Source organism: Streptomyces sp. NPDC087787, assembly GCF_044743035.1.
Lineage (GTDB): Bacteria > Actinomycetota > Actinomycetes > Streptomycetales > Streptomycetaceae > Streptomyces.
Genome location: NZ_JBIUVQ010000019.1, coordinates 84,072 through 103,935, shown reverse-complemented (window position 1 = coordinate 103,935; position 19,864 = coordinate 84,072). Strand labels below are relative to the sequence as shown.

13 protein-coding genes are annotated in these 19,864 nt (G+C 72.4%); 11 read left to right on the top strand and 2 right to left on the bottom strand.

All coding sequences use genetic code 11. From position 1 onward, the window contains the following. The first annotated feature begins 156 nt into the window (after positions 1-156). From ACIOWN_RS27505 to ftsY, 5 genes are all read left to right on the top strand, one after another. Positions 157-438, top strand: a complete 282-nt coding sequence (locus tag ACIOWN_RS27505; RefSeq protein WP_100571746.1) for an acylphosphatase — start codon at positions 157-159, stop codon at positions 436-438. Between the two features lie 381 nt (positions 439-819). Next, positions 820-1,023 (top strand): hypothetical protein, encoded by a 204-nt coding sequence (locus ACIOWN_RS27500; protein ID WP_009190853.1) that lies wholly within the window; start codon positions 820-822, stop codon positions 1,021-1,023. A gap of 242 nt (positions 1,024-1,265) precedes the next feature. Continuing rightward, positions 1,266-4,826 (top strand): chromosome segregation protein SMC, encoded by a 3,561-nt coding sequence (smc, locus tag ACIOWN_RS27495; protein WP_401983619.1) that lies wholly within the window; start codon positions 1,266-1,268, stop codon positions 4,824-4,826. 163 nt (positions 4,827-4,989) lie between these two features. Further along, on the top strand, positions 4,990-6,405 hold the full coding sequence (locus ACIOWN_RS27490) for a sugar porter family MFS transporter (protein WP_401983617.1): 1,416 nt from the start codon (positions 4,990-4,992) through the stop codon (positions 6,403-6,405). 91 nt (positions 6,406-6,496) lie between these two features. Then, positions 6,497-7,705 carry a signal recognition particle-docking protein FtsY gene (gene ftsY / locus ACIOWN_RS27485; RefSeq protein WP_100571742.1) on the top strand — a complete coding sequence of 403 codons (1,209 nt, stop codon included), beginning with the start codon at positions 6,497-6,499 and terminating at the stop codon, positions 7,703-7,705. Positions 7,706-7,860: 155 nt separating this feature from the next. Here the strand turns inward: ftsY and ACIOWN_RS27480 are convergent, their stop codons facing one another. After that, positions 7,861-8,523: a bifunctional DNA primase/polymerase gene (locus ACIOWN_RS27480; protein ID WP_362353497.1), complete on the bottom strand. Its 663-nt coding sequence runs from the start codon at positions 8,521-8,523 to the stop codon at positions 7,861-7,863. 448 nt (positions 8,524-8,971) lie between these two features. Here ACIOWN_RS27480 and ACIOWN_RS27475 point away from each other — a divergent pair, with 448 nt between their 5' ends. The 6 genes from ACIOWN_RS27475 to ftsH all read left to right on the top strand — a co-directional run bounded on the left by ACIOWN_RS27475 (position 8,972) and on the right by ftsH (position 18,659). Further along, on the top strand, positions 8,972-10,459 hold the full coding sequence (locus tag ACIOWN_RS27475) for a hypothetical protein (RefSeq protein ID WP_362353496.1): 1,488 nt from the start codon (positions 8,972-8,974) through the stop codon (positions 10,457-10,459). A gap of 325 nt (positions 10,460-10,784) precedes the next feature. Beyond that, positions 10,785-12,146: an ammonium transporter gene (locus tag ACIOWN_RS27470; RefSeq protein ID WP_362353494.1), complete on the top strand. Its 1,362-nt coding sequence runs from the start codon at positions 10,785-10,787 to the stop codon at positions 12,144-12,146. After that, positions 12,143-12,481 carry a P-II family nitrogen regulator gene (locus ACIOWN_RS27465; RefSeq protein ID WP_362353492.1) on the top strand — a complete coding sequence of 113 codons (339 nt, stop codon included), beginning with the start codon at positions 12,143-12,145 and terminating at the stop codon, positions 12,479-12,481. The genes ACIOWN_RS27470 and ACIOWN_RS27465 overlap by 4 nt, the downstream gene beginning before the upstream one ends. A 22-nt stretch (positions 12,482-12,503) precedes the next feature. Next, entirely contained in the window at positions 12,504-14,939 is a 2,436-nt protein-coding gene (locus ACIOWN_RS27460; RefSeq protein ID WP_401983615.1) for a [protein-PII] uridylyltransferase, read from the top strand. Between the two features lie 91 nt (positions 14,940-15,030). Continuing rightward, entirely contained in the window at positions 15,031-16,578 is a 1,548-nt protein-coding gene (ffh, locus tag ACIOWN_RS27455) for a signal recognition particle protein (protein ID WP_362353575.1), read from the top strand. 128 nt (positions 16,579-16,706) lie between these two features. Continuing rightward, complete coding sequence (ftsH, locus tag ACIOWN_RS27450) at positions 16,707-18,659, top strand: ATP-dependent zinc metalloprotease FtsH (RefSeq protein ID WP_401983614.1); 1,953 nt, start codon at positions 16,707-16,709, stop codon at positions 18,657-18,659. 16 nt (positions 18,660-18,675) lie between these two features. On the opposite strand, the gene ACIOWN_RS27445 is transcribed toward ftsH, so the two are convergent. Continuing rightward, positions 18,676-19,533: a methyltransferase domain-containing protein gene (locus ACIOWN_RS27445; protein ID WP_401983612.1), complete on the bottom strand. Its 858-nt coding sequence runs from the start codon at positions 19,531-19,533 to the stop codon at positions 18,676-18,678. Positions 19,534-19,864 lie beyond the last annotated feature (331 nt).

Genomic DNA, 19,864 nt, shown 5'->3' with positions numbered 1-19,864 from the left:
TCGTCTCTCTCGGTCGACGCGCGCCCTGAGCCGACGCGGTCAACCCAACTCACACGATCGAGTGAGTTTCAGATGAGATTCATTGGATCGGGACGGTACCGCATGGCGCCAGGGGCGGAGGTGCCGCGAGAGACATTGGCCGGTTAGGTTGCACCCATGAGCGAGGATGTTCGACTGGTCGCCTGGGTCCGCGGACACGTCCAGGGAGTGGGTTTCCGCTGGTTCACGCGGGCCAGGGCGCTGGAGATCGGTGACCTGAGCGGTTTCGCCCTCAACCTGGGGGACGGGCGCGTGCAGGTGGTCGCCGAGGGCGCCCGCGAGGGGTGCCAGAAGCTCCTGGACTGGTTGCAGGGCGGCGACACGCCCGGACGCGTCGACGGTGTCACCGAGATATGGGACACACCTCGCGGCGGCTACGACGGGTTCGCGATCCGCTGACCGTGTGGCGCGGTGGGGCCCCGACGGCGGCGGCGGCATCTGCCACCGGCACCTGCCCGGAGGGAAAAGGAGCAGGTGGTTGCCAAGAAACGCGCGGCATGGCAGGCTCCGCACAGCAGGATGATCCGCACGCCCCGAAGGGCCCGCAGGAGTCGCAGCGCCACCTGGTTTCCGGTCGCGCGCCCCCGGGACACCCATGGATACGGGGCGTGATCGTGTTGACCGTCAAACTTTTTGGTGAGACGCTGAAAGCCCGCGCACCTCAGCTGTTTGGCATGGATGAACGGCACCACAACTCAGGCAGTGCCAAGCACCACGGGTGCAAATCCCTCACGACCCACACCGCTTCGGTCGGTCACTCAGTGTGGAGGACCATCCATCATGGCAAAGGCGCTTCTCGGTTACGTCGGCGGCTCCGACCCTCGACTCCTCGCCGAGATGCGACGGCTCCAGCAGCGCGTCCAGGACCTGGAATCCGAGCTTGTGCGGATCCAGGCGGAGAACGACGCCCTGACGGCTGCCGCTTCTCACGACAGGATCATGGAGCGCGTCGACGCACACCAGGCGGAGCCTGCGCTCACCTGATCACTGCATCACACAACGACACAGGGGTTGGGCTGTCGTCAACCGCTCAGTTGTCAGAGTTGCAAGGGACGCTTCGGCGTCCCTTCGTTCTTTCCCCCCGCCCTTCTTGCCCCGCCTTCGTTGCCCCCGCGCATCCTTTCACCGTCTTTGACATTTGGTCTGCCCTGCATATTCAGAGACGAAACCGCGCGGTTGCGGGGGTTGGTGAAGTGGGGTAGTGGCTGCCGGTAAAGTCCGGCTGCGTGCACCTCAAGGCCCTGACCCTCCGCGGGTTCAAGTCGTTCGCCTCGGCGACCACGCTCCGGTTCGAACCGGGGATCACGTGCGTCGTCGGTCCGAACGGCTCGGGCAAGTCCAACGTCGTGGACGCGCTCAGCTGGGTCATGGGTGAGCAGGGGGCCAAGTCGCTGCGCGGCGGCAAGATGGAGGACGTCATCTTCGCCGGCACCACCGGGCGCCCGCCGCTCGGCCGCGCCGAGGTGTCCCTGACCATCGACAACTCCGACGGGGCCCTGCCCATCGAGTACGCCGAGGTCACCATCACGCGGATCATGTTCCGCAACGGCGGCAGCGAGTACCAGATCAACGGCGACACCTGCCGGCTGCTCGACATCCAGGAACTGCTGTCCGACTCCGGCATCGGCCGCGAGATGCACGTCATCGTCGGCCAGGGCCAGCTCGACTCCGTCCTGCACGCCGACCCCATGGGCCGCCGCGCCTTCATCGAGGAGGCCGCGGGCGTCCTCAAGCACCGCAAGCGCAAGGAGAAGGCGCTCAGGAAGCTGGACGCCATGCGGGCCAACCTCGCGCGCGTGCAGGACCTCACCGACGAACTGCGCCGCCAGCTCAAGCCGCTCGGCCGGCAGGCGGCGGTCGCGCGCAGGGCCGCGGTCATCCAGGCCGACCTGAGGGACGCGCGCCTGCGGCTCCTGGCCGACGACCTCGTCGGCCTGCGCGAGGCGCTGAGGACCGAGGTCGCCGACGAGGCGGCCCTGAAGGAACGCAAGGAAGCCGCCGAGCAGGAGCTGAAGAAGGCGCTCCAGCGCGAGGCGCTCCTCGAGGACGAGGTGCGCAGGCTCGTCCCGCGCCTCCAGCGCGCCCAGCAGACCTGGTACGAACTGTCCCAGCTCGCCGAGCGCGTACGCGGCACGATCTCGCTCGCCGACGCGCGCGTGCACAGCGCCACCTCCGCGCCGCCCGAGGAGCGGCGCGGCCGCGATCCCGAGGAACTGGAACGCGAGGCCGAGCGCGTCCGCGAGCAGGAGGCGGGGCTCGAGGCGGCCCTGGAGGAGGCCCAGCACGCCCTGGACGACACCGTCGCCCACCGCGCCGAGCTGGAACGGGAACTGGCCGTCGAGGAGCGGCGCCTGAAGGACGCGGCCCGCGCCATCGCCGACCGCCGCGAGGGCCTGGCCCGGCTCGGCGGCCAGGTGAACGCGGCCCGTTCGCGCGCCGCCTCCGCCCAGGCCGAGATCGAGCGGCTGGCCGCCGCCAGGGACGAGGCCCAGGAACGTGCCGTCCACGCCCAGGAGGAGTACGAGGCGCTCAAGGCCGAGGTCGACGGACTCGACGCGGGCGACGAGGAACTGGCCGGGCGGCACGAGGCGGCGAGGACGGCGCTGGCCGAGGCGGAGGCCGTCCTCACCGCGGCCCGCGAGGCGGTCACCGCGGCCGAACGCAAGCGGGCGGCGACCCAGGCCCGGCACGACGCCCTCGCCCTGGGCCTGCGCCGCAAGGACGGTACGGGCGTCCTGCTCGGCGCCAAGGGCCGCCTCACCGGCCTGCTGGGCCCCGCCGCCGAACTCCTGACGGTCACCCCCGGCTACGAGACCCCCCTGGCCACCGCCTTCGGCGCCGCCGCCGACGCCTTGGCCGTGACCACCCCCACCGCGGCGGCCGACGCCCTGCGCCTGCTGCGCAAACAGGACGCGGGCCGGGCCGCGCTGCTCCTCGCCGGCCCCTCACCGGAGACCACCGAGGCCCCGCCCGGCCCGGCACCGGACCACCCCTTCGCGGCCGAGTTCGTACGCGGTCCCGCCGGGCTGATGCCCGCCGTGCGGTGGCTGCTGCGGGGAATCGTCGTGGTGGGGACGCTGGAGGACGCGGAGGACCTGGTTCTCGCCCGGCCGGAGCTGACCGCGGTGACCGCCGAGGGCGATCTGCTCGGGGCGTACTTCGCCCAGGGCGGCTCCGCGGGTGCGCCCAGCCTGCTGGAGGTACAGGCCTTCGTGGACGAGGCCGCCGCCGAGCTGGAGCGGCTCGCCGTGCGGTGCGAGGAGCTGACCGAGGACCAGCAGCGGGCCGCCGAGCGGCGCGGCCGGTGCGCGGCGCTGGTCGAGGAACTGGGGGAGCGGCGGCGGACCGCCGACCGGGAGAAGTCGGCCGTCGCCCAGCAACTGGGCCGGCTCGCCGGACAGGCACGCGGCGCCGCCGGGGAGGCCGAGCGCTCGGCCTCCGCCGCCGCCCGCGCTCAGGAGGCCCTCGACAACGCCCTCCAGGAAGTGGGCGAGCTGGCCGAGCGGCTCGCCGTGGCCGAGGAGATGCCGATCGAGGAGGAGCCCGACACCTCCGCACGCGACCGGCTCGCAGCCGACGGTGCCAACGCCCGCCAGACCGAGATGGAGGCCCGCCTCCAGGTCCGTACGCACGAGGAACGGGTCAAGGGGCTGGCCGGCAGGGCCGACTCGCTGGACCGGGCCGCCCGCGCCGAACGCGAGGCACGCGCGCGTGCCGAGCAGCGGCGCGCCCGGCTGCGCCACGAGGCGGAGGTGGCCTCGGCCGTCGCCGCCGGCGCCCGGCAGCTGCTCGCCCACGTCGAGGTCTCCGTGGCCCGCGCCGAACAGGAGCGGTCCGCCGCCGAGGCCGCCAAGGCCCGTCGCGAGCAGGAACTGACCGCCGCCCGCACCGAGGGCCGGGAGCTCAAGGCCGAACTCGACAAGCTGACCGACTCGGTCCACCGGGGCGAGGTGCTCGGCGCCGAGAAGCGGCTGCGCATCGAGCAGCTGGAGACCAGGGCCCTGGAGGAACTCGGGGTCGAACCGGCGGGCCTGATGGAGGAGTACGGGCCGCACCAGCCGGTACCGCCCTCGCCCCCCGCCGAGGGCGAGCAGCTCCCGGAGGACCCCCAGCACCCCCGCAACCGGCCCCGGCCCTACGCACGGGCCGAGCAGGAGAAGCGGCTGAAGGCCGCCGAGCGCGCCTACCAGCAGCTCGGCAAGGTCAACCCGCTCGCCCTGGAGGAGTTCGCGGCGCTGGAGGAACGCCACCAGTTCCTCAGCGAGCAGCTCGAGGACCTCAAGAAGACCCGCGCCGACCTGTTCCAGGTCGTCAAGGAGGTCGACGAGCGCGTCGAGCAGGTCTTCACCGAGGCCTACCGGGACACCGCCCGCGAGTTCGAGGGCGTCTTCGGCAGGCTCTTCCCGGGCGGCGACGGCCGGCTCGTACTGACCGACCCCGACAACATGCTCACCACGGGCGTGGACGTCGAGGCGCGCCCGCCGGGCAAGAAGGTCAAGCGGCTGTCCCTGCTCTCCGGCGGCGAGCGGTCGCTGACCGCCGTGGCGCTGCTCGTCTCCATCTTCAAGGCCCGTCCGAGCCCCTTCTACGTCATGGACGAGGTCGAGGCGGCCCTCGACGACACCAACCTCCAGCGGCTGATCCGGATCATGCAGGAACTCCAGGAGGCCTCGCAGCTCATCGTGATCACGCACCAGAAGCGCACGATGGAGGTCGCCGACGCGCTCTACGGCGTCTCCATGCAGGGCGACGGCGTGTCGAAGGTCATCAGCCAGCGCCTGCGGTAACGGCCCGCCGCGTGAGCGGCGGCGGGGGAAGCCGGCGCCCGCGGCGGCTACCCGGCGCGCGTGCGGTGGCGGGCGGGTCCGCGTGCGCTCGCCACTTCGGGGTAGTCGGATCATGCCTGACCCCCACCCCGGCAGCGCGTGCCGGTGTGCCCGAGGAGTACATGTGACCACCACGCAGGCCCCAGGCCCAGGAGCCCGGACAGCCCACCCCGAACATCTCGGGCACGTCATCTTCATCGCCGCGGCCGCCGCCATGGGCGGCTTCCTGTTCGGGTACGACAGCTCCGTCATCAACGGCGCCGTCGAAGCCATCCGGAGCCGCTACGGCATCGGATCCGCGGAACTGGCCCAGGTCATCGCCATCGCCCTGATCGGCTGCGCGATCGGCGCCGCCACCGCGGGCCGTATCGCCGACCGCATCGGCCGCATCCGCTGCATGCAGATCGCCGCGACCCTGTTCACCATCAGCGCCGTCGGCTCCGCCCTGCCGTTCGCCCTCTGGGACCTCGCCTTCTGGCGGATCGTCGGCGGTTTCGCCATCGGCATGGCCTCGGTCATCGGTCCCGCCTATATCGCCGAGGTCGCCCCGCCCGCCTACCGCGGCCGCCTCGGCTCCTTCCAGCAGGCCGCGATCGTCGTCGGCATCGCCGTCTCCCAGCTCGTCAACTGGGGACTGCTCAACGCCGCCGGCGGCAACCAGCGCGGCCGGCTGCTGGGCCTGGAGGCCTGGCAGGTCATGCTCGGCGTGATGGTCGTCCCGGCCGCCCTGTACGGACTGCTGTCCTTCGCCATCCCCGAGTCCCCGCGCTTCCTGCTCTCCGTGGGCCGCCGCGAGAGGGCACGCCGGATCCTCGCCGAGATCGAGGGCGACCACATCGACCTCGACGCCCGCGTGGCCGAGATCGAGAACGCCATGAAGCGCGAGCACAGGTCCAGCTTCAAGGACCTGCTCGGCGGCAGCTTCCTCTTCAAGCGGATCGTCTGGATCGGCATCGGCCTGTCCGCCTTCCAGCAGTTCGTCGGCATCAACGTCGCGTTCTACTACTCCGCGACGCTGTGGCAGTCGGTCGGCGTCAACCCGACGGAGTCGTTCCTCTACTCGTTCACGACGTCGATCATCAACATCGTCGGCACCGTGATCGCGATGATCTTCGTGGACCGCATCGGCCGCAGGCCGCTCGCGCTCATCGGCTCGTCCGGCATGGTCGCCGGTCTCGCCCTGGAGGCCTGGGCGTTCTCGTACCCCCTGGCCGGCGGCAAGCTGCCGGCCACCCAGGGCTGGGTCGCCCTGATCGCGGCCCACGTCTTCGTCCTCTTCTTCGCCCTGTCCTGGGGTGTCGTCGTCTGGGTCCTGCTCGGCGAGATGTTCCCGAACAAGCTCCGCGCCGCCGCCCTGGGCGTGGCCGCCTCCGCGCAGTGGATCGCCAACTGGGCCATCACCGCGAGCTTCCCGTCGCTGGCCGACTGGAACCTCGCCGGGACCTATGTCATCTACGCGGCCTTCGCCGCGCTCTCCATCCCGTTCGTCCTGAAGTTCGTCAACGAGACGAAGGGCAAGGCGCTGGAGGAGATGGGGTGACCGGGCGGCCGCCGGGCCGGTGTTCCGGGGGCACGCGGCCCCGTCGGGACTACCGCTGACCGCGCAGGTGGTCGCGCATACTGGACGCGTTATGGAAACCATCATCCTTGCTGTAGTCATCGCCGTGGTGGTGCTCGGCGCGCTCGGCGGGCTCATCGTCGGCAGCCGGCGGAGGAAGCCGCCGCCCCCGCCGCCGCCCTCGGCGCCCGACATCACCGCCCCTCCGGCCGAGCCACACGTCGGCGAGGAGGCCGAGACGCCGCGGGAGGAGCCGCGGCGGACGATCGAGGAGGTGGACCTCCCCGGCGGCTCGGCTCCCACCGCCGTCGAGGAGCCGCCCGTCGAGGAGCTCCCCGCACCCCCGATCGAGGTGCCCGAGCCCACCGCCGGCCGTCTGGTGCGGCTGCGCGCCCGTCTCTCCCGCTCGCAGAACGCCCTGGGCAAGGGCCTGCTCGTCCTGCTGTCCCGCGAGAACCTCGACGAGGACACGTGGGAGGAGATCGAGGACACGCTGCTGACCGCCGACGTCGGCGTGCAGCCCACCCAGGAACTGGTCGAGCGGCTGCGCGAGCGCGTGCGCGTGCTCGGCACCCGCACCCCCGAGGAGCTGCGCGGACTCCTGCGTCAGGAGCTGCTCACGCTGATCGGGCCCGACATGGACCGCATCGTGAAGACCGAGCCGGCCACCAGCAAGCCGGGCATCGTGATGGTCGTCGGCGTCAACGGCACCGGCAAGACCACGACGACCGGCAAGCTCGCCCGCGTCCTGGTCGCCGACGGCCGCAGCGTCGTGCTGGGCGCCGCCGACACCTTCCGCGCGGCCGCCGCCGACCAGCTCCAGACCTGGGGCGAGCGGGTCGGCGCCTACACCGTGCGCGGACCGGAGGCCGGCGACCCCGCCTCCGTCGCCTTCGACGCGGTGAAGGAGGGCAAGGAGATGGGCGCCGACGTGGTGCTCATCGACACCGCCGGCCGCCTGCACACCAAGACCGGCCTCATGGACGAGCTCGGCAAGGTCAAGCGCGTCGTGGAGAAGCACGCGCCGCTCGACGAGGTGCTGCTCGTGCTCGACGCGACCACCGGACAGAACGGCCTGGTCCAGGCCCGCGTCTTCGCCGAGGTCGTCGACATCACCGGCATCGTGCTCACCAAGCTGGACGGCACGGCCAAGGGCGGCATCGTGGTCGCCGTCCAGCGCGAGCTGGGCGTGCCGGTCAAGCTGGTCGGCCTCGGCGAGGGCCCGGACGACCTGGCCCCCTTCGAACCGGAGGCCTTCGTCGACGCCCTCATCGGCGACTGACCCCCACCCTCCACAGCGCCCGCCCCACCACCGGGGCGGGCGCTTTCGTGTGAGGCCGTCGCGGTGGGGCTGAACCCGCGCCCCGGTCCTCGCTCGCCGACAGGAGGCCGCTCGCCGAAGGAGGTCGCCGCCGTCGCCGTGCCGAGCCCGTCGCGCTACGCCCGGGAGCGGTGGGCCACGTAGGCCAGGGTGCCGAGGAGGAGGCGGGCCTGAGGGGGCTTGGCCGCGTCCAGGGCAGGTGGGCGGAGCCAGCGCACCGGGCCGCGGCCGCCGCGGTCGGAGGGCGGGGCCGTGAGGAACGTACCGGGGCCGAGGCCGCGCAGGTCGAGGGAGCCGGGATCGTCCCAGCCCAGCCGGTAGAGCAGGGCGGGCAGCTCGGCGGCGGCGCCGGGGGCGACGAAGAACTGGGCCCGGCCGTCCGGCGTGGCGGTCACCGGGCCGAGAGGCAGGCCCATCCGCTCCAGCCGGGCCAGGGCTCGGCGCCCGGCCGGCTCTGCGACCTCGATGACATCGAACGCGCGGCCGACGGCCAGCATCACCGCGGCCCCCGGAAGCTCCCGCCACGCCCTGGTCGCCTCGTCGAGCGTGGCCCCGGCCGGGATCCCGGGCGCGAAGTCCAGGGGATGGGCGCCCGGAGCCGGGCAGGCCGTGCGGCCGCAGGAACAGGCCCCGCCGACGGCCCGCGCGCCCCGCACCACGTCCCAGCCCCACAGCCCGGTGTACTCGGCGACCGCCGTGCACTCCGACGAGCGGTACGACCGGCCGCGCCGCCGCGTGCCGGAGCGGATCTCGCGCATACCGCCGATCGTGAAGCCCATGCCCCCTCCAACGGGTCCACCGCCCCGATGGTTACGAGACGAATGTTCATCGTCACCCTCCGTTGCCGCGCCTCCCCGGTGGTGCCGGGTCCGGGCGGCGTGCGGAAGTGCCGCGGGTGGTGCGCCCGGCAGTGCGCGCCCTCGCGTGCACCGCTCCACCCGCCCGCGGCCGGCCTATGTCAAGTGAATCGCTCCTGGGCCGGCGCGGGTTCATACGAAGGGGTGGCGAATGGTGGCGTTTCAGCGATCCCCGTGGCTGAGCGGGTGACCGTAGGATTACTGTGAGTGTGCGAGGCCTGGGGGCACATGCACTCATGGGTATGCCGGAGGCAACTCGGCAGTCGGTTCGAAGGGTGAGAATCGGCGGACGAAAGGCCTTGTTGACCGGCATTCTGATAGGGCTTGGCGCACCAAGCGAGCAAGTGGTCTCAGGGATGGGGGCGTTCCAGTGAGCGGCAACGGCGGAAGCGGGACGAGCGCTGCGAGCGCGGACAAGCGCCCGAACGAGCTGCTCGCCTCGTGGTTCGCGCGCAGCGGCTGGTCCAAGGGCGAGCTGGCCCGCCAGGTCAACCGCCGCGCCCGCCAGCTGGGCGCCAACCACATCTCCACCGACACCTCGCGCGTCAGGCGCTGGCTGGACGGCGAGAACCCGCGCGAGCCGATCCCCAGGATCCTCTCGGAGCTCTTCTCCGAGCGTTTCGGCTGCGTCGTCGCGGTGGAGGACCTGGGCCTGCGCACCGCACGCCCGACGCCCTCCGCCACCGGTGTCGACCTGCCCTGGACGGGCCCGCAGACCGTGGCCCTGCTCAGCGAGTTCTCGCGCAGCGACCTGATGCTGGCGCGGCGCGGCTTCCTCGGAACGTCGCTGGCGCTGTCCGCGGGCCCGTCCCTCATCGAACCGCTCCAGCGCTGGCTCGTGCCCGTGCCCCCGGCGCCCCTGGCGGAGCCCGAGCCGCAGGCCGCCTCCCGCCGCCCCGGCCGGCTCTCCCGGCCCGAGCTGGAGCTGCTGGAGACCACCACGGTGATGTTCCGGCAGTGGGACGCCCAGTGCGGCGGCGGCCTGCGCCGCAAGGCCGTCGTCGGCCAGTTGCACGAGGTGACGGACCTCCTCCAGGAGCCCCAGCCCGAAACCACCGGCCGCCGGCTGTTCAAGGTCGCCGCCGAACTCGCCGAACTGGCCGGCTGGATGAGCTACGACGTGGGACTCCAGCCCACCGCCCAGAAGTACTTCGTGCTCGCCCTGCACGCCGCCAAGGAAGCCGGCGACAGGCCGCTCGGCTCCTACGTCCTGTCCAGCATGAGCCGCCAGATGATCCACCTCGGCCGCCCCGAGGACGCCCTGGAGCTCATCCACCTCGCGCAGTACGGCAGCCGCGACTGCGCGAGCCCGCGCACCCAGTCCATGCTGTACGCGCTGGAGGCCCGCGCCTACGCCAACATGGGCCAGCCCGGCAAGTGCAAGCGCGCCGTGCGCATGGCCGAGGACTCCTTCGGTGACGCCGAGGACTGGGACGAGCCGGACCCCGACTGGATCCGCTTCTTCTCCGAGGCCGAGCTGTACGGAGAGAACTCCCACTCCTTCCGCGACCTCGCCTACGTCGCCGGCCGCAGCCCCACCTACGCCTCCCTGGCGGAGCCACTGATGCGGAAGGCCGTGGACCGGTTCGCCGAGGACCACGAACACCAGCGGTCGTACGCCCTGAACCTCATCGGCATGGCCACGGTGCAGCTGCTCCAGCGCGAGCCCGAGCAGAGCACCGAGTACGCGAGGCAGGCCATGAGGGTGGCCAAGAAGGTCCGCTCCGAGCGCGTGAACACCCGTATCCGCAAGACCGTCGACAACGCCGTGCGCACCTACGGGGACGTCGCCGAGGTCATCGACCTGACCGAACAGCTCGCCCTCGAACTGCCCGAGACCGCCGCCGAGGCCGTCTGACAGCGCCTCCCCGACCCCGGCCGCGGCCGGCCCTCCCGAACTGCCCGACTCGGCTCCCCCATGCCTGGTCATCGGAAGGCCGCCCGCGGTCGGCCTGTTCTTCCGTACGGGCTTCACGGCACGTCATCACGCGATTCACCGCCACGTAACACAGCAGACCTCTTCGTCATCCGGGCGAAACAACGAGAGGCGTCCGCCGAAACCGCGCTCGGCCAGTCTCGTGACACGGTCGGCCGGCCCACTTCACGCCGACTCGCCGACCGGACCGAGCAAGGCTTCGCCCGGCCGCCCGCACGGGGCCGTACCGACCGACGAGGAGACGCCGATGGCACCAGCCGCCATCATGCTGGCGGCGGACGCGCCCAAACTGTCGTCCGCCAACACCGGCTTCATGCTCATCTGTTCCGCCCTCGTGATGCTGATGACCCCCGGACTGGCCTTCTTCTACGGAGGCATGGTCCGGGTCAGGAGCACGCTGAACATGCTGATGATGAGCTTCATCAGCCTCGGAGCCGTCACCGTCCTGTGGGTGCTCTACGGCTTCTCGATGGCCTTCGGCACCGACCGGGGCTCCCTCATCGGCTGGACCTCCGGCTTCGTCGGCTTCAGCGGCATCGGCAGGACCGAACTGTGGCCCGGACACACCATCCCGGTCTTCGTCTTCGCCGTCTTCCAGCTGATGTTCGCGATCATCACCCCCGCTCTGATCAGCGGCGCCCTGGCCGACCGGGTGAAGTTCAGCGCCTGGACACTGTTCCTGGTGCTGTGGGTCACGGTCGTGTACTTCCCGGTCGCCCACTGGGTCTGGGGCCCCGGCGGCTGGGCCGGCACACTCGGAGTGATCGACTTCGCGGGCGGTACCGCCGTCCACATCAACGCCGGCGCGGCGGCGCTCGGCGTGATCCTCGTCATCGGCAGGCGCATCGGATTCAGGAAGGACCCGATGCGCCCGCACAGCCTCCCGCTCGTCATGCTCGGCGCGGGCCTGCTGTGGTTCGGCTGGTTCGGCTTCAACGCCGGCTCCTGGCTCGGCAACGACGACGGCGTCGGCCCGCTGATGTTCGTCAACACCCAGGTGGCCACCGGCACCGCCATGCTCGCCTGGCTCGCCTATGAGAAGGTCCGGCACGGCGCGTTCACCACCCTCGGAGCCGCCTCCGGCGCGGTCGCCGGACTGGTCGCGATCACCCCGTCCGGCGGCGCCGTCTCCCCGCTCGGCGCGATGGCCGTGGGCGCCGTCGCCGGAGTCCTGTGCGCCATGGCGGTCGGCCTGAAGTACCGGTTCGGCTACGACGACTCCCTCGACGTGGTCGGCGTCCACATGGTCGGCGGCGTCGTCGGCTCCCTGCTGATCGGCTTCTTCGCCAGCGGCAAGGGCCAGTCCGCCGTCCGGGGCCTGTTCTACGGCGGTGGCCTGGAGCAGTTCTGGAAGCAGTGCGCCGGAGTCTTCGCCGTCCTCGCCTACTCCCTGATCGCCTCCGCGGTCCTCGCCTTCCTGCTGGACCGGACCATCGGCATGCGGGTCACCGAGGACGAGGAGGTCTCCGGCATCGACCAGGCCGAGCACGCCGAGACCGCGTACGACCTCACCGGAGCGGGCGGCGGCGTCGGCGGCGTCGCCGCCCCGGCCCTGGCCGCCGCGCAGATCAAGAAGGCCGCCACACGCAGCAGGAAGGTGGACGCATGAAGCTCATCACCGCCGTGGTCAAGCCCCACCGGCTCGACGAGATCAAGGAGGCCCTCCAGTCGTTCGGCGTCAACGGCCTCACCGTCACCGAGGCGAGTGGCTACGGACGCCAGCGCGGCCACACCGAGGTCTACCGCGGAGCCGAGTACACCGTCGACCTGGTGCCCAAGATCCGCATCGAGGTGCTCGCCGAGGACGACGAGGCCGACCAGCTGATCGAGGTCGTCGTCAAGGCCGCCCGCACGGGCAAGATCGGTGACGGCAAGGTCTGGTCGGTGCCGGTCGAGACGGCGGTACGGGTCCGCACCGGCGAGCGCGGCCCGGACGCGCTCTGAACGGCGAGGACAGGAGCCGCCGATGACGGGCGCGGACGTACGAGGCGAAGCGGAGAAAGGCTACGCGGCGGCCCGGCTGTGGCTCCTCACCGAGGGGACACCGTCGGGGCGACCGCGCCGGACCGCGCTCGCCGGACTGACCGACGGCTGGCTCGCGGAGCTGTTCACCGCGGCGGCCGGTGGGCTGCGGGGCGTCGCCCTCGTCGCCGTGGGCGGCTACGGGTGCGGAGAGCTGTCGCCCCGCAGCGACCTGGACCTGCTGCTCCTGCACCACCGCGGCGACTTTGAGGAGATCGCCGCCCTCGCCGACCGCCTCTGGTACCCCGTGTGGGACCTCGGTCTCGCCCTCGACCACGCGGTCCGCACCCCGGCGGAGGCCCGCAGGGCGGCGCGCGAGGACCTCAAGGTCCAGCTCGGCCTGCTGGACGCCCGGCACCTCGCCGGCGACCTCGGCCTGACGACCGCACTGCGCACCACGGTCCTCGCCGACTGGCGCAACCAGGCGCCGGAACGGCTGCCCGAACTCCGCGAACTGTGCGCCGAACGCGCCGAACGGCAGGGCGAGTTGAGGTACCTCCTGGAACCCGACCTCAAAGAGGCCCGCGGCGGCCTGCGGGACGCCACCGCCCTGCGCGCCGTCGCCGCCTCCTGGCTCGCGGACGCCCCGCGGGAGGGCCTCGCCGACGCCCGCCGCCGGCTGCTCGACGTGCGCGACGTCCTGCACCTGACGACGGGCCGCGCCACCGACCGGCTCGCCCTGCAGGACCAGGACCAGGTCGCCGCGGAACTGGGCCTGCCCGACGCCGACGCGCTCCTGCGCCAGGTGTACGAGGCGGCCCGTGTCCTCTCGTACGCCGGTGACGTCACCTGGCGCGAGGTGGGGCGCGTGCTCCGGTCACGCGCCGTGCGGCCGAGGCTGCGCGCCCTGCTCGGCGGCGGGAAGCAGGTCGCGGAGCGCACCCCGCTCGCCGAAGGCGTGGTGGAACAGGACGGCGAGGTCGGGCTCGCCCGCACCGCGCGCCCCGAGCACGACCCCGTGCTGCCGCTGCGCGCCGCTGCCGCCGCCGCGCAGGCAGGCCTGCCGCTCTCCCCGCACGCGGTACGGCACCTCGCCACCACCGCGCGCCCCCTGCCCACGCCCTGGCCCGCCGAGGCCCGCGAACAGCTCGTCACCCTGCTCGGCTCAGGCCGTCCCACCGTCGAGGTCTGGGAGGCACTGGAGGCGGAAGGGCTGATCACCCGGCTCCTGCCCGACTGGGAACGGGTGCGCTGCCGCCCGCAGCGCAACGCCGTCCACCGCTGGACGGTCGACCGCCACCTGATCGAGACCGCCGTCCGCGCCTCCGCCCTCACCCGGCGGGTCGGCCGCCCCGACCTGCTCCTGGTCGCCGCGCTGCTGCACGACATCGGCAAGGGCCGGCCCGGCGACCACTGCGCGGCCGGGGAGCCCGTCGCCGTGGAGGTCGCCGGGCGCATCGGCCTCGACCCGGCGGACACCCGGGTGCTCGCCACCCTCGTACGCCACCATCTGCTGCTCGTCCGGACCGCCACCCGGCGCGACCTGGACGACCCGGCCACCGTCCGCGCCGTCGCCGAGGCGGTCGGCACCCAGAGCACCCTCGAACTGCTGCACGCCCTCACCGAGGCGGACGCCCAGGCCACCGGGCCCGCCGCCTGGTCGTCCTGGCGCGGCTCCCTCGTCACCGACCTGGTCGGACGGGTCCACGCGGTCCTCGCCGGGGACATGTCCGACGAGCCCGAGCCCGCCGCGCCCACCGCCGAGCAGGAACGTCTCGCCATCGAGGCCTTCCGCACCGGCGGGCCGGCCCTGGCCCTGCGGGCGCGGACCGAGCCGCCCGTCGAGGAGCACCCGGGGGAGCCCGAGCCGCTCGGCGTCGAACTGCTGATAGCCGTTCCCGACCAGCCCGGCGTCCTGCCCTCGGTCGCCGGAGTGCTGGCGACCCACCGGCTCACCGTCCGCACGGCCGAGCTGCGGCCCCTGGACCTGCCGGACGGCGTCGAGGGCGGCTCCGTGCTCCTGCTCGACTGGAGGGTCGCCGCCGAGTACGGCGCACTGCCCCAGGCCGCCCGGCTGCGTGCCGACCTGGTCCGGGCCCTGGACGGCTCCCTCGACATCGCCGGCCGCCTCGCCGAACGCGACGCCGCCTACCCGCGCCGCCACGGCGTGGCCGCGCCCCCGCCCCGGGTCACGGTCGCCCCGGCCGCCTCCCGGCACGCCACCGTGATCGAGGTCCGCGCCCAGGACGCGCCGGGACTGCTCTTCCGGATCGGACGGGCGCTGGAGGACGCGAAGCTACGGGTGCGCAGCGCCCACGTCAGCACGCTGGGCGCGAACGCCGTGGACGCCTTCTACGTCACCGGCCCCGCGGGCGACCCGCTTCCCGGCCAGGAGGCGGCGTCGGTGGCGCGACGGCTGGAGGAGGCGCTGCGGACGTGACGCGGCGCACGGGCGGGGACGAATCCCTTGCGGGGCCGGATACCCTGGAGGGCGATCCATCCTGTCGCCTATGCCGAGGACCGACGCCGCCGTGTTCGATACTCTCTCCGACCGCCTCTCAGCCACCTTCAAGTCCCTCCGGGGCAAGGGGCGCCTCAGTGAAGCGGACATCGACGCCACGGCTCGCGAGATCCGCATCGCGCTGCTCGAAGCCGACGTCGCCCTCCCGGTCGTGCGTTCGTTCATCAAGAACGTCAAGGAGCGCGCCCTCGGCGCCGATGTCTCCAAGGCGCTGAATCCCGCCCAGCAGGTCCTCAAGATCGTCAACGACGAGCTGGTGACCATCCTCGGCGGGGAGACCCGCCGTCTGCGCTTCGCCAAGCAGCCGCCCACCGTGATCATGCTGGCCGGTCTCCAGGGTGCCGGTAAGACCACCCTCGCCGGCAAGCTCGGCAGGTGGCTCAAGGAGCAGGGCCACTCCCCGCTGCTGGTCGCCTGTGACCTCCAGCGCCCGAACGCCGTCAACCAGCTCAGCGTCGTCGCCGAGCGCGCCGGCGTCGCCGTCTACGCGCCGGAGCCGGGCAACGGCGTGGGCGACCCGGTCAAGGTCGCCAAGGACTCCATCGAGCACGCGCGGACCCAGGTCCACGACATCGTGATCGTCGACACCGCCGGCCGCCTCGGCATCGACCAGGAGATGATGCAGCAGGCGGCGGACATCAGGGACGTCGTCAGCCCCGACGAGATCCTGTTCGTCGTCGACGCGATGATCGGCCAGGACGCCGTCAACACCGCCGAGGCCTTCCGCGACGGCGTCGGCTTCGACGGCGTGGTGCTGTCCAAGCTCGACGGTGACGCCCGCGGTGGCGCGGCCCTGTCGATCCGGCAGATCACCGGCAAGCCGATCATGTTCGCGTCCAACGGTGAGAAGCTCGACGACTTCGACGCCTTCCACCCGGACCGGATGGCCTCCCGCATCCTCGACATGGGTGACCTGCTCACCCTGATCGAGCAGGCGGAGAAGACGTTCAGCCAGGAAGAGGCCGAGAAGATGGCCTCCAAGCTGGCGTCCAAGAAGGGCCAGGACTTCACCCTGGACGACTTCCTGGCCCAGATGGAGCAGGTCAGGAAGATGGGCAGCATCAGCAAGCTGCTCGGCATGCTGCCCGGCATGGGCCAGATCAAGGACCAGATCAACAACATCGACGAGCGGGACGTCGACCGCACGGCCGCGATCATCAAGTCGATGACCCCGGGCGAGCGCCAGGACCCGACCGTCATCAACGGCTCGCGCCGCGCCCGTATCGCCAAGGGTTCCGGCGTCGAGGTCAGCGCGGTGAAGAACCTGGTCGAGCGGTTCTTCGAGGCGCGCAAGATGATGTCCCGCATGGCCCAGGGCGGCGGGATGCCCGGCATGCCGGGGATCCCGGGCATGGGCGGCGGTCCCGGCCGGACCAAGAAACAGCCGAAGAAGGCCAAGGGCAAGCAGCGCTCCGGCAACCCGATGAAGCGCAAGCAGCAGGAGCAGGAGGAGGCCGAGCGCCGCGCCGCCGCCCAGTCCGGCGGCGCCCTCGGACTGCCGCAGCAGGGCGGCCAGGACTTCGAGCTTCCGGACGAGTTCAAGAAGTTCATGGGCTGAGGCCCACCCGAGCGCCGTACGGGATCCGCGTGTCACCCGTACGGCGTCTTGACGCGACGAGGGCGCCCTTCCGTGGAGGGGCGCCCTCAGCGCGTGCCGGGGTGCGCCATGTGCCGTAACGTCCAGATATGAGCAATGCCGCGCCGTCGCGCGATGGCTCCGACCAGCCGTGGCGTACCGAGGGCACGCCGGACGAGCCGCCCGGGCGGCCCGGTGGCAGGCGGATGCGCGGCAGGTGGTGGGGGCTGCTCGTCACCGCGGTGATCGTCTTCCTGGTGGCCTACGGCGGGCTGAGCTACTACAACCAGGGCAACGAGCCGACGATCTCGTACACCGAGTTCAGCAGGCAGCTCGGCGCCGGCAACGTCGCCACGGTCTACTCCAAGGGCGACGCGATCCAGGGCCGGCTCAGGAGCGCCCAGGCCAATCCGCAGGGCGGGGGCAAGTACACCAAGTTCAAGACCCAGCGCCCGGCCTTCGCGGACGACAAGCTCTGGCAGAGCCTGAGCAGCCACCATGTCACGGTGACCGCGCAGCCGGTCGTGCAGGAGCGCGGCCTGCTGCCGAACCTGCTGCTCTCGCTGGCGCCGATCGTGGTGCTGGCCGCGCTGTGGATCTTCTTCGCGCGGCGGATCGGCTCGGGTCTCGGCGGGCCGGGCGGTCTGCTGGGGCGCAAGGCGCCGCCCAGGCCGGTCGAACTCCATCCGGGCACCCAGCGCACCACCTTCGCGGACGTGGCGGGCATCGACGAGGTCAAGGGCGAGCTGGACGACGTCGTGGACTTCCTGGAGCATCCGGACGCCTATCGCCACATGGGCGCGAAGATGCCGCGCGGGGTGCTGCTCACGGGGGCGCCGGGCACGGGCAAGACGTTGCTCGCGCGGGCCGTGGCCGGTGAGGCGGGTGTGCCGTTCTTCTCGGCGTCGGCGTCCGAGTTCATCGAGATGATCGTGGGGGTGGGTGCCTCCCGGGTGCGCGAGCTGTTCGCCGAGGCCCGCAAGGTGGCGCCGTCGATCGTGTTCATCGACGAGATCGACACCATCGGCCGGGCCCGGGGCGGCGGCGCCTCGATGGGCGGGCACGACGAGCGCGAGCAGACGCTGAACCAGATCCTGACGGAGATGGACGGCTTCTCCGGCTCGGAGGGCGTCATCGTGCTCGCCGCCACGAACCGCGCCGACGTGCTGGACCCCGCGCTGACCCGGCCGGGCCGTTTCGACCGGGTGGTGAGCGTCTCCCCGCCCGACCGGGGCGGACGCGAGGCGATCCTGCGGATCCACACCCGCCGGATCCCGCTCGCCCCGGACGTGGATCTCGCCCGGGTGGCGCGTACGACTCCGGGCATGACCGGGGCGGAGCTGGCCAACCTCGCCAACGAGGCCGCCCTGCTCGCGGTCAAGCGGCGGCAGGAGCAGGTGACGCCGGCCGACTTCTCGGAGGCGCTGGAGAAGGTCCAGCTCGGCGCGGAACGTGCGCTGGTGATGCCCGAGGAGGAGCGCAGGCGCACCGCGTACCACGAGAGCGGGCACGCCCTGCTGGGCATGCTCCAGCCCGGCGCCGACCCCGTTCGCAAGATCACTATCGTGCCGCGCGGCAGGGCGCTCGGAGTGACGCTGTCGACGCCCGAGTCCGACAAGTACGCGTACACGGAGGAGTACCTGCGGGGCCGCATCATCGGCGCGCTGGGCGGCATGGCGGCGGAGCACGTCGTCTACGGGGTGATCACGACCGGCTCCGAGCACGACCTGGAACAGGTCACCGGCATCGCCCGCGGGATGGTGGCCCGCTGGGGCATGAGCGAGCATCTGGGCCGCCTCTCCGCCCTCCCGGACGACGCCCAGCAGGCCTACGGGCTCGCCGCCGCCCCGCAGACCCTGGACGCCATCGACAGCGAGATGCGGCGCATCGTCGACGAGTGCTACGACGAGGCATGCCGCAAGCTGCGTGACCACCGGGAGCAGCTGGACGCGCTGGCGCAGGCGCTGCTGGAGAACGAGACGCTGGAGGAGGCCGACGCCTACCGGGTCGCCGGGATCACCCGGCTGCGCAAGGAGGCGGAGGCCGGCGACGGCGTCCGGTGAGACCCGTCCCGCGAGTTCAGGGCGTCCGTGCGATCAGGTACCGGAAGACGTTGGGCATCCACACCGTGCCGTCCGGGCGCTGGTGCGCGTGCAGGGCCTCGGTGAGTTCCTTGTCGACCTGGTCCTGGTCGGTGGCGGCGACGGCCGCGTCGAACAGCCCCGTGGAGAGCAGTCCGCGCACCGCGCTGTCGAGGTCGGCGTACCCGAACGGGCAGGCGACGCGGCCGGAACCGTCGGGCCGCAGACCGGCGCGCTGGGCCACCTCCTCCAGGTCGTCGCGCAGGGCGGGGCGCCAGCTTCCGGGACTGCGCAGCGGATCGGCGAGCTTGGTGGCCACCCGCAGCACGGACGAGGTCGCACAGCGCTCCGGCGGTCCCCAGCCGGCCAGGACCACGGGCGCGCCCTTCTCAGTGAGCGGTGTCGCGGCGGCCAGCAGGCCGGCGAGCCCCTCCGAGTCGCCCGCGAGGCAGCCGATCGGCTCGAAGGCGGTCACGAGGGTGTACGGGTCGGCTCCGGGATCGGCGGCGTCCCGTGGCGAGCCGTCGACGATCCGGGCAGTCGTACGCGTACGTGTGTTCCACGGCTCCGGCAGCAGCCGCTGCCGGGCGAGGGCGAGCCGTTCCGGGCAGGAGCGGTCGACGCCGGTGACCGTCGCGCCTCTGGCCGCGGCCAGGAGCAGGGCGAGTCCGGCGCCGCAGCCGAGGGCCAGCAGCCTGGTGCCGGAGCCCACCTCCAGTCGCGCGTAGACGGCCTCGTGAAGCGGGACCAGCATCCGCTCCTGGATCTCGGACCAGTCACGCGCGCGTGCGCGTGCATCCGGGTCGGCCGCTGTCGCCGTGTGTCGTAAGTGCCGCCGCACGAGCGCAGGTGTCATGGATAGGCGCCCCAATCCGCCGAGTGCTGCCGTTGTGCCCGGTTCCGTGGCCCCCGTGCAGTGCGCTCCCACTTCCCCCGTATGCCAGGTAACTCCGTGCCCTCGCTCGCGTCCAGGGGTCGCGGGGCCCCGCTTGCGTCCTGGGGCGGTACGGGCCGGGATTTCACGTACCGGCAACCTGGGGCCGAGATCGACGTGGCCGGAAGTCGGCTGTCCCGTGGGCCGGTGTCGGATGCGGCGAGCGCACCGGGTAACGTCGGGGGTCTCCGACCGGTTGAGGCTCTTTGGCCCGGGAAGCGGCCGAAACGCCTCTTGCGCGTGGCCCGATCCC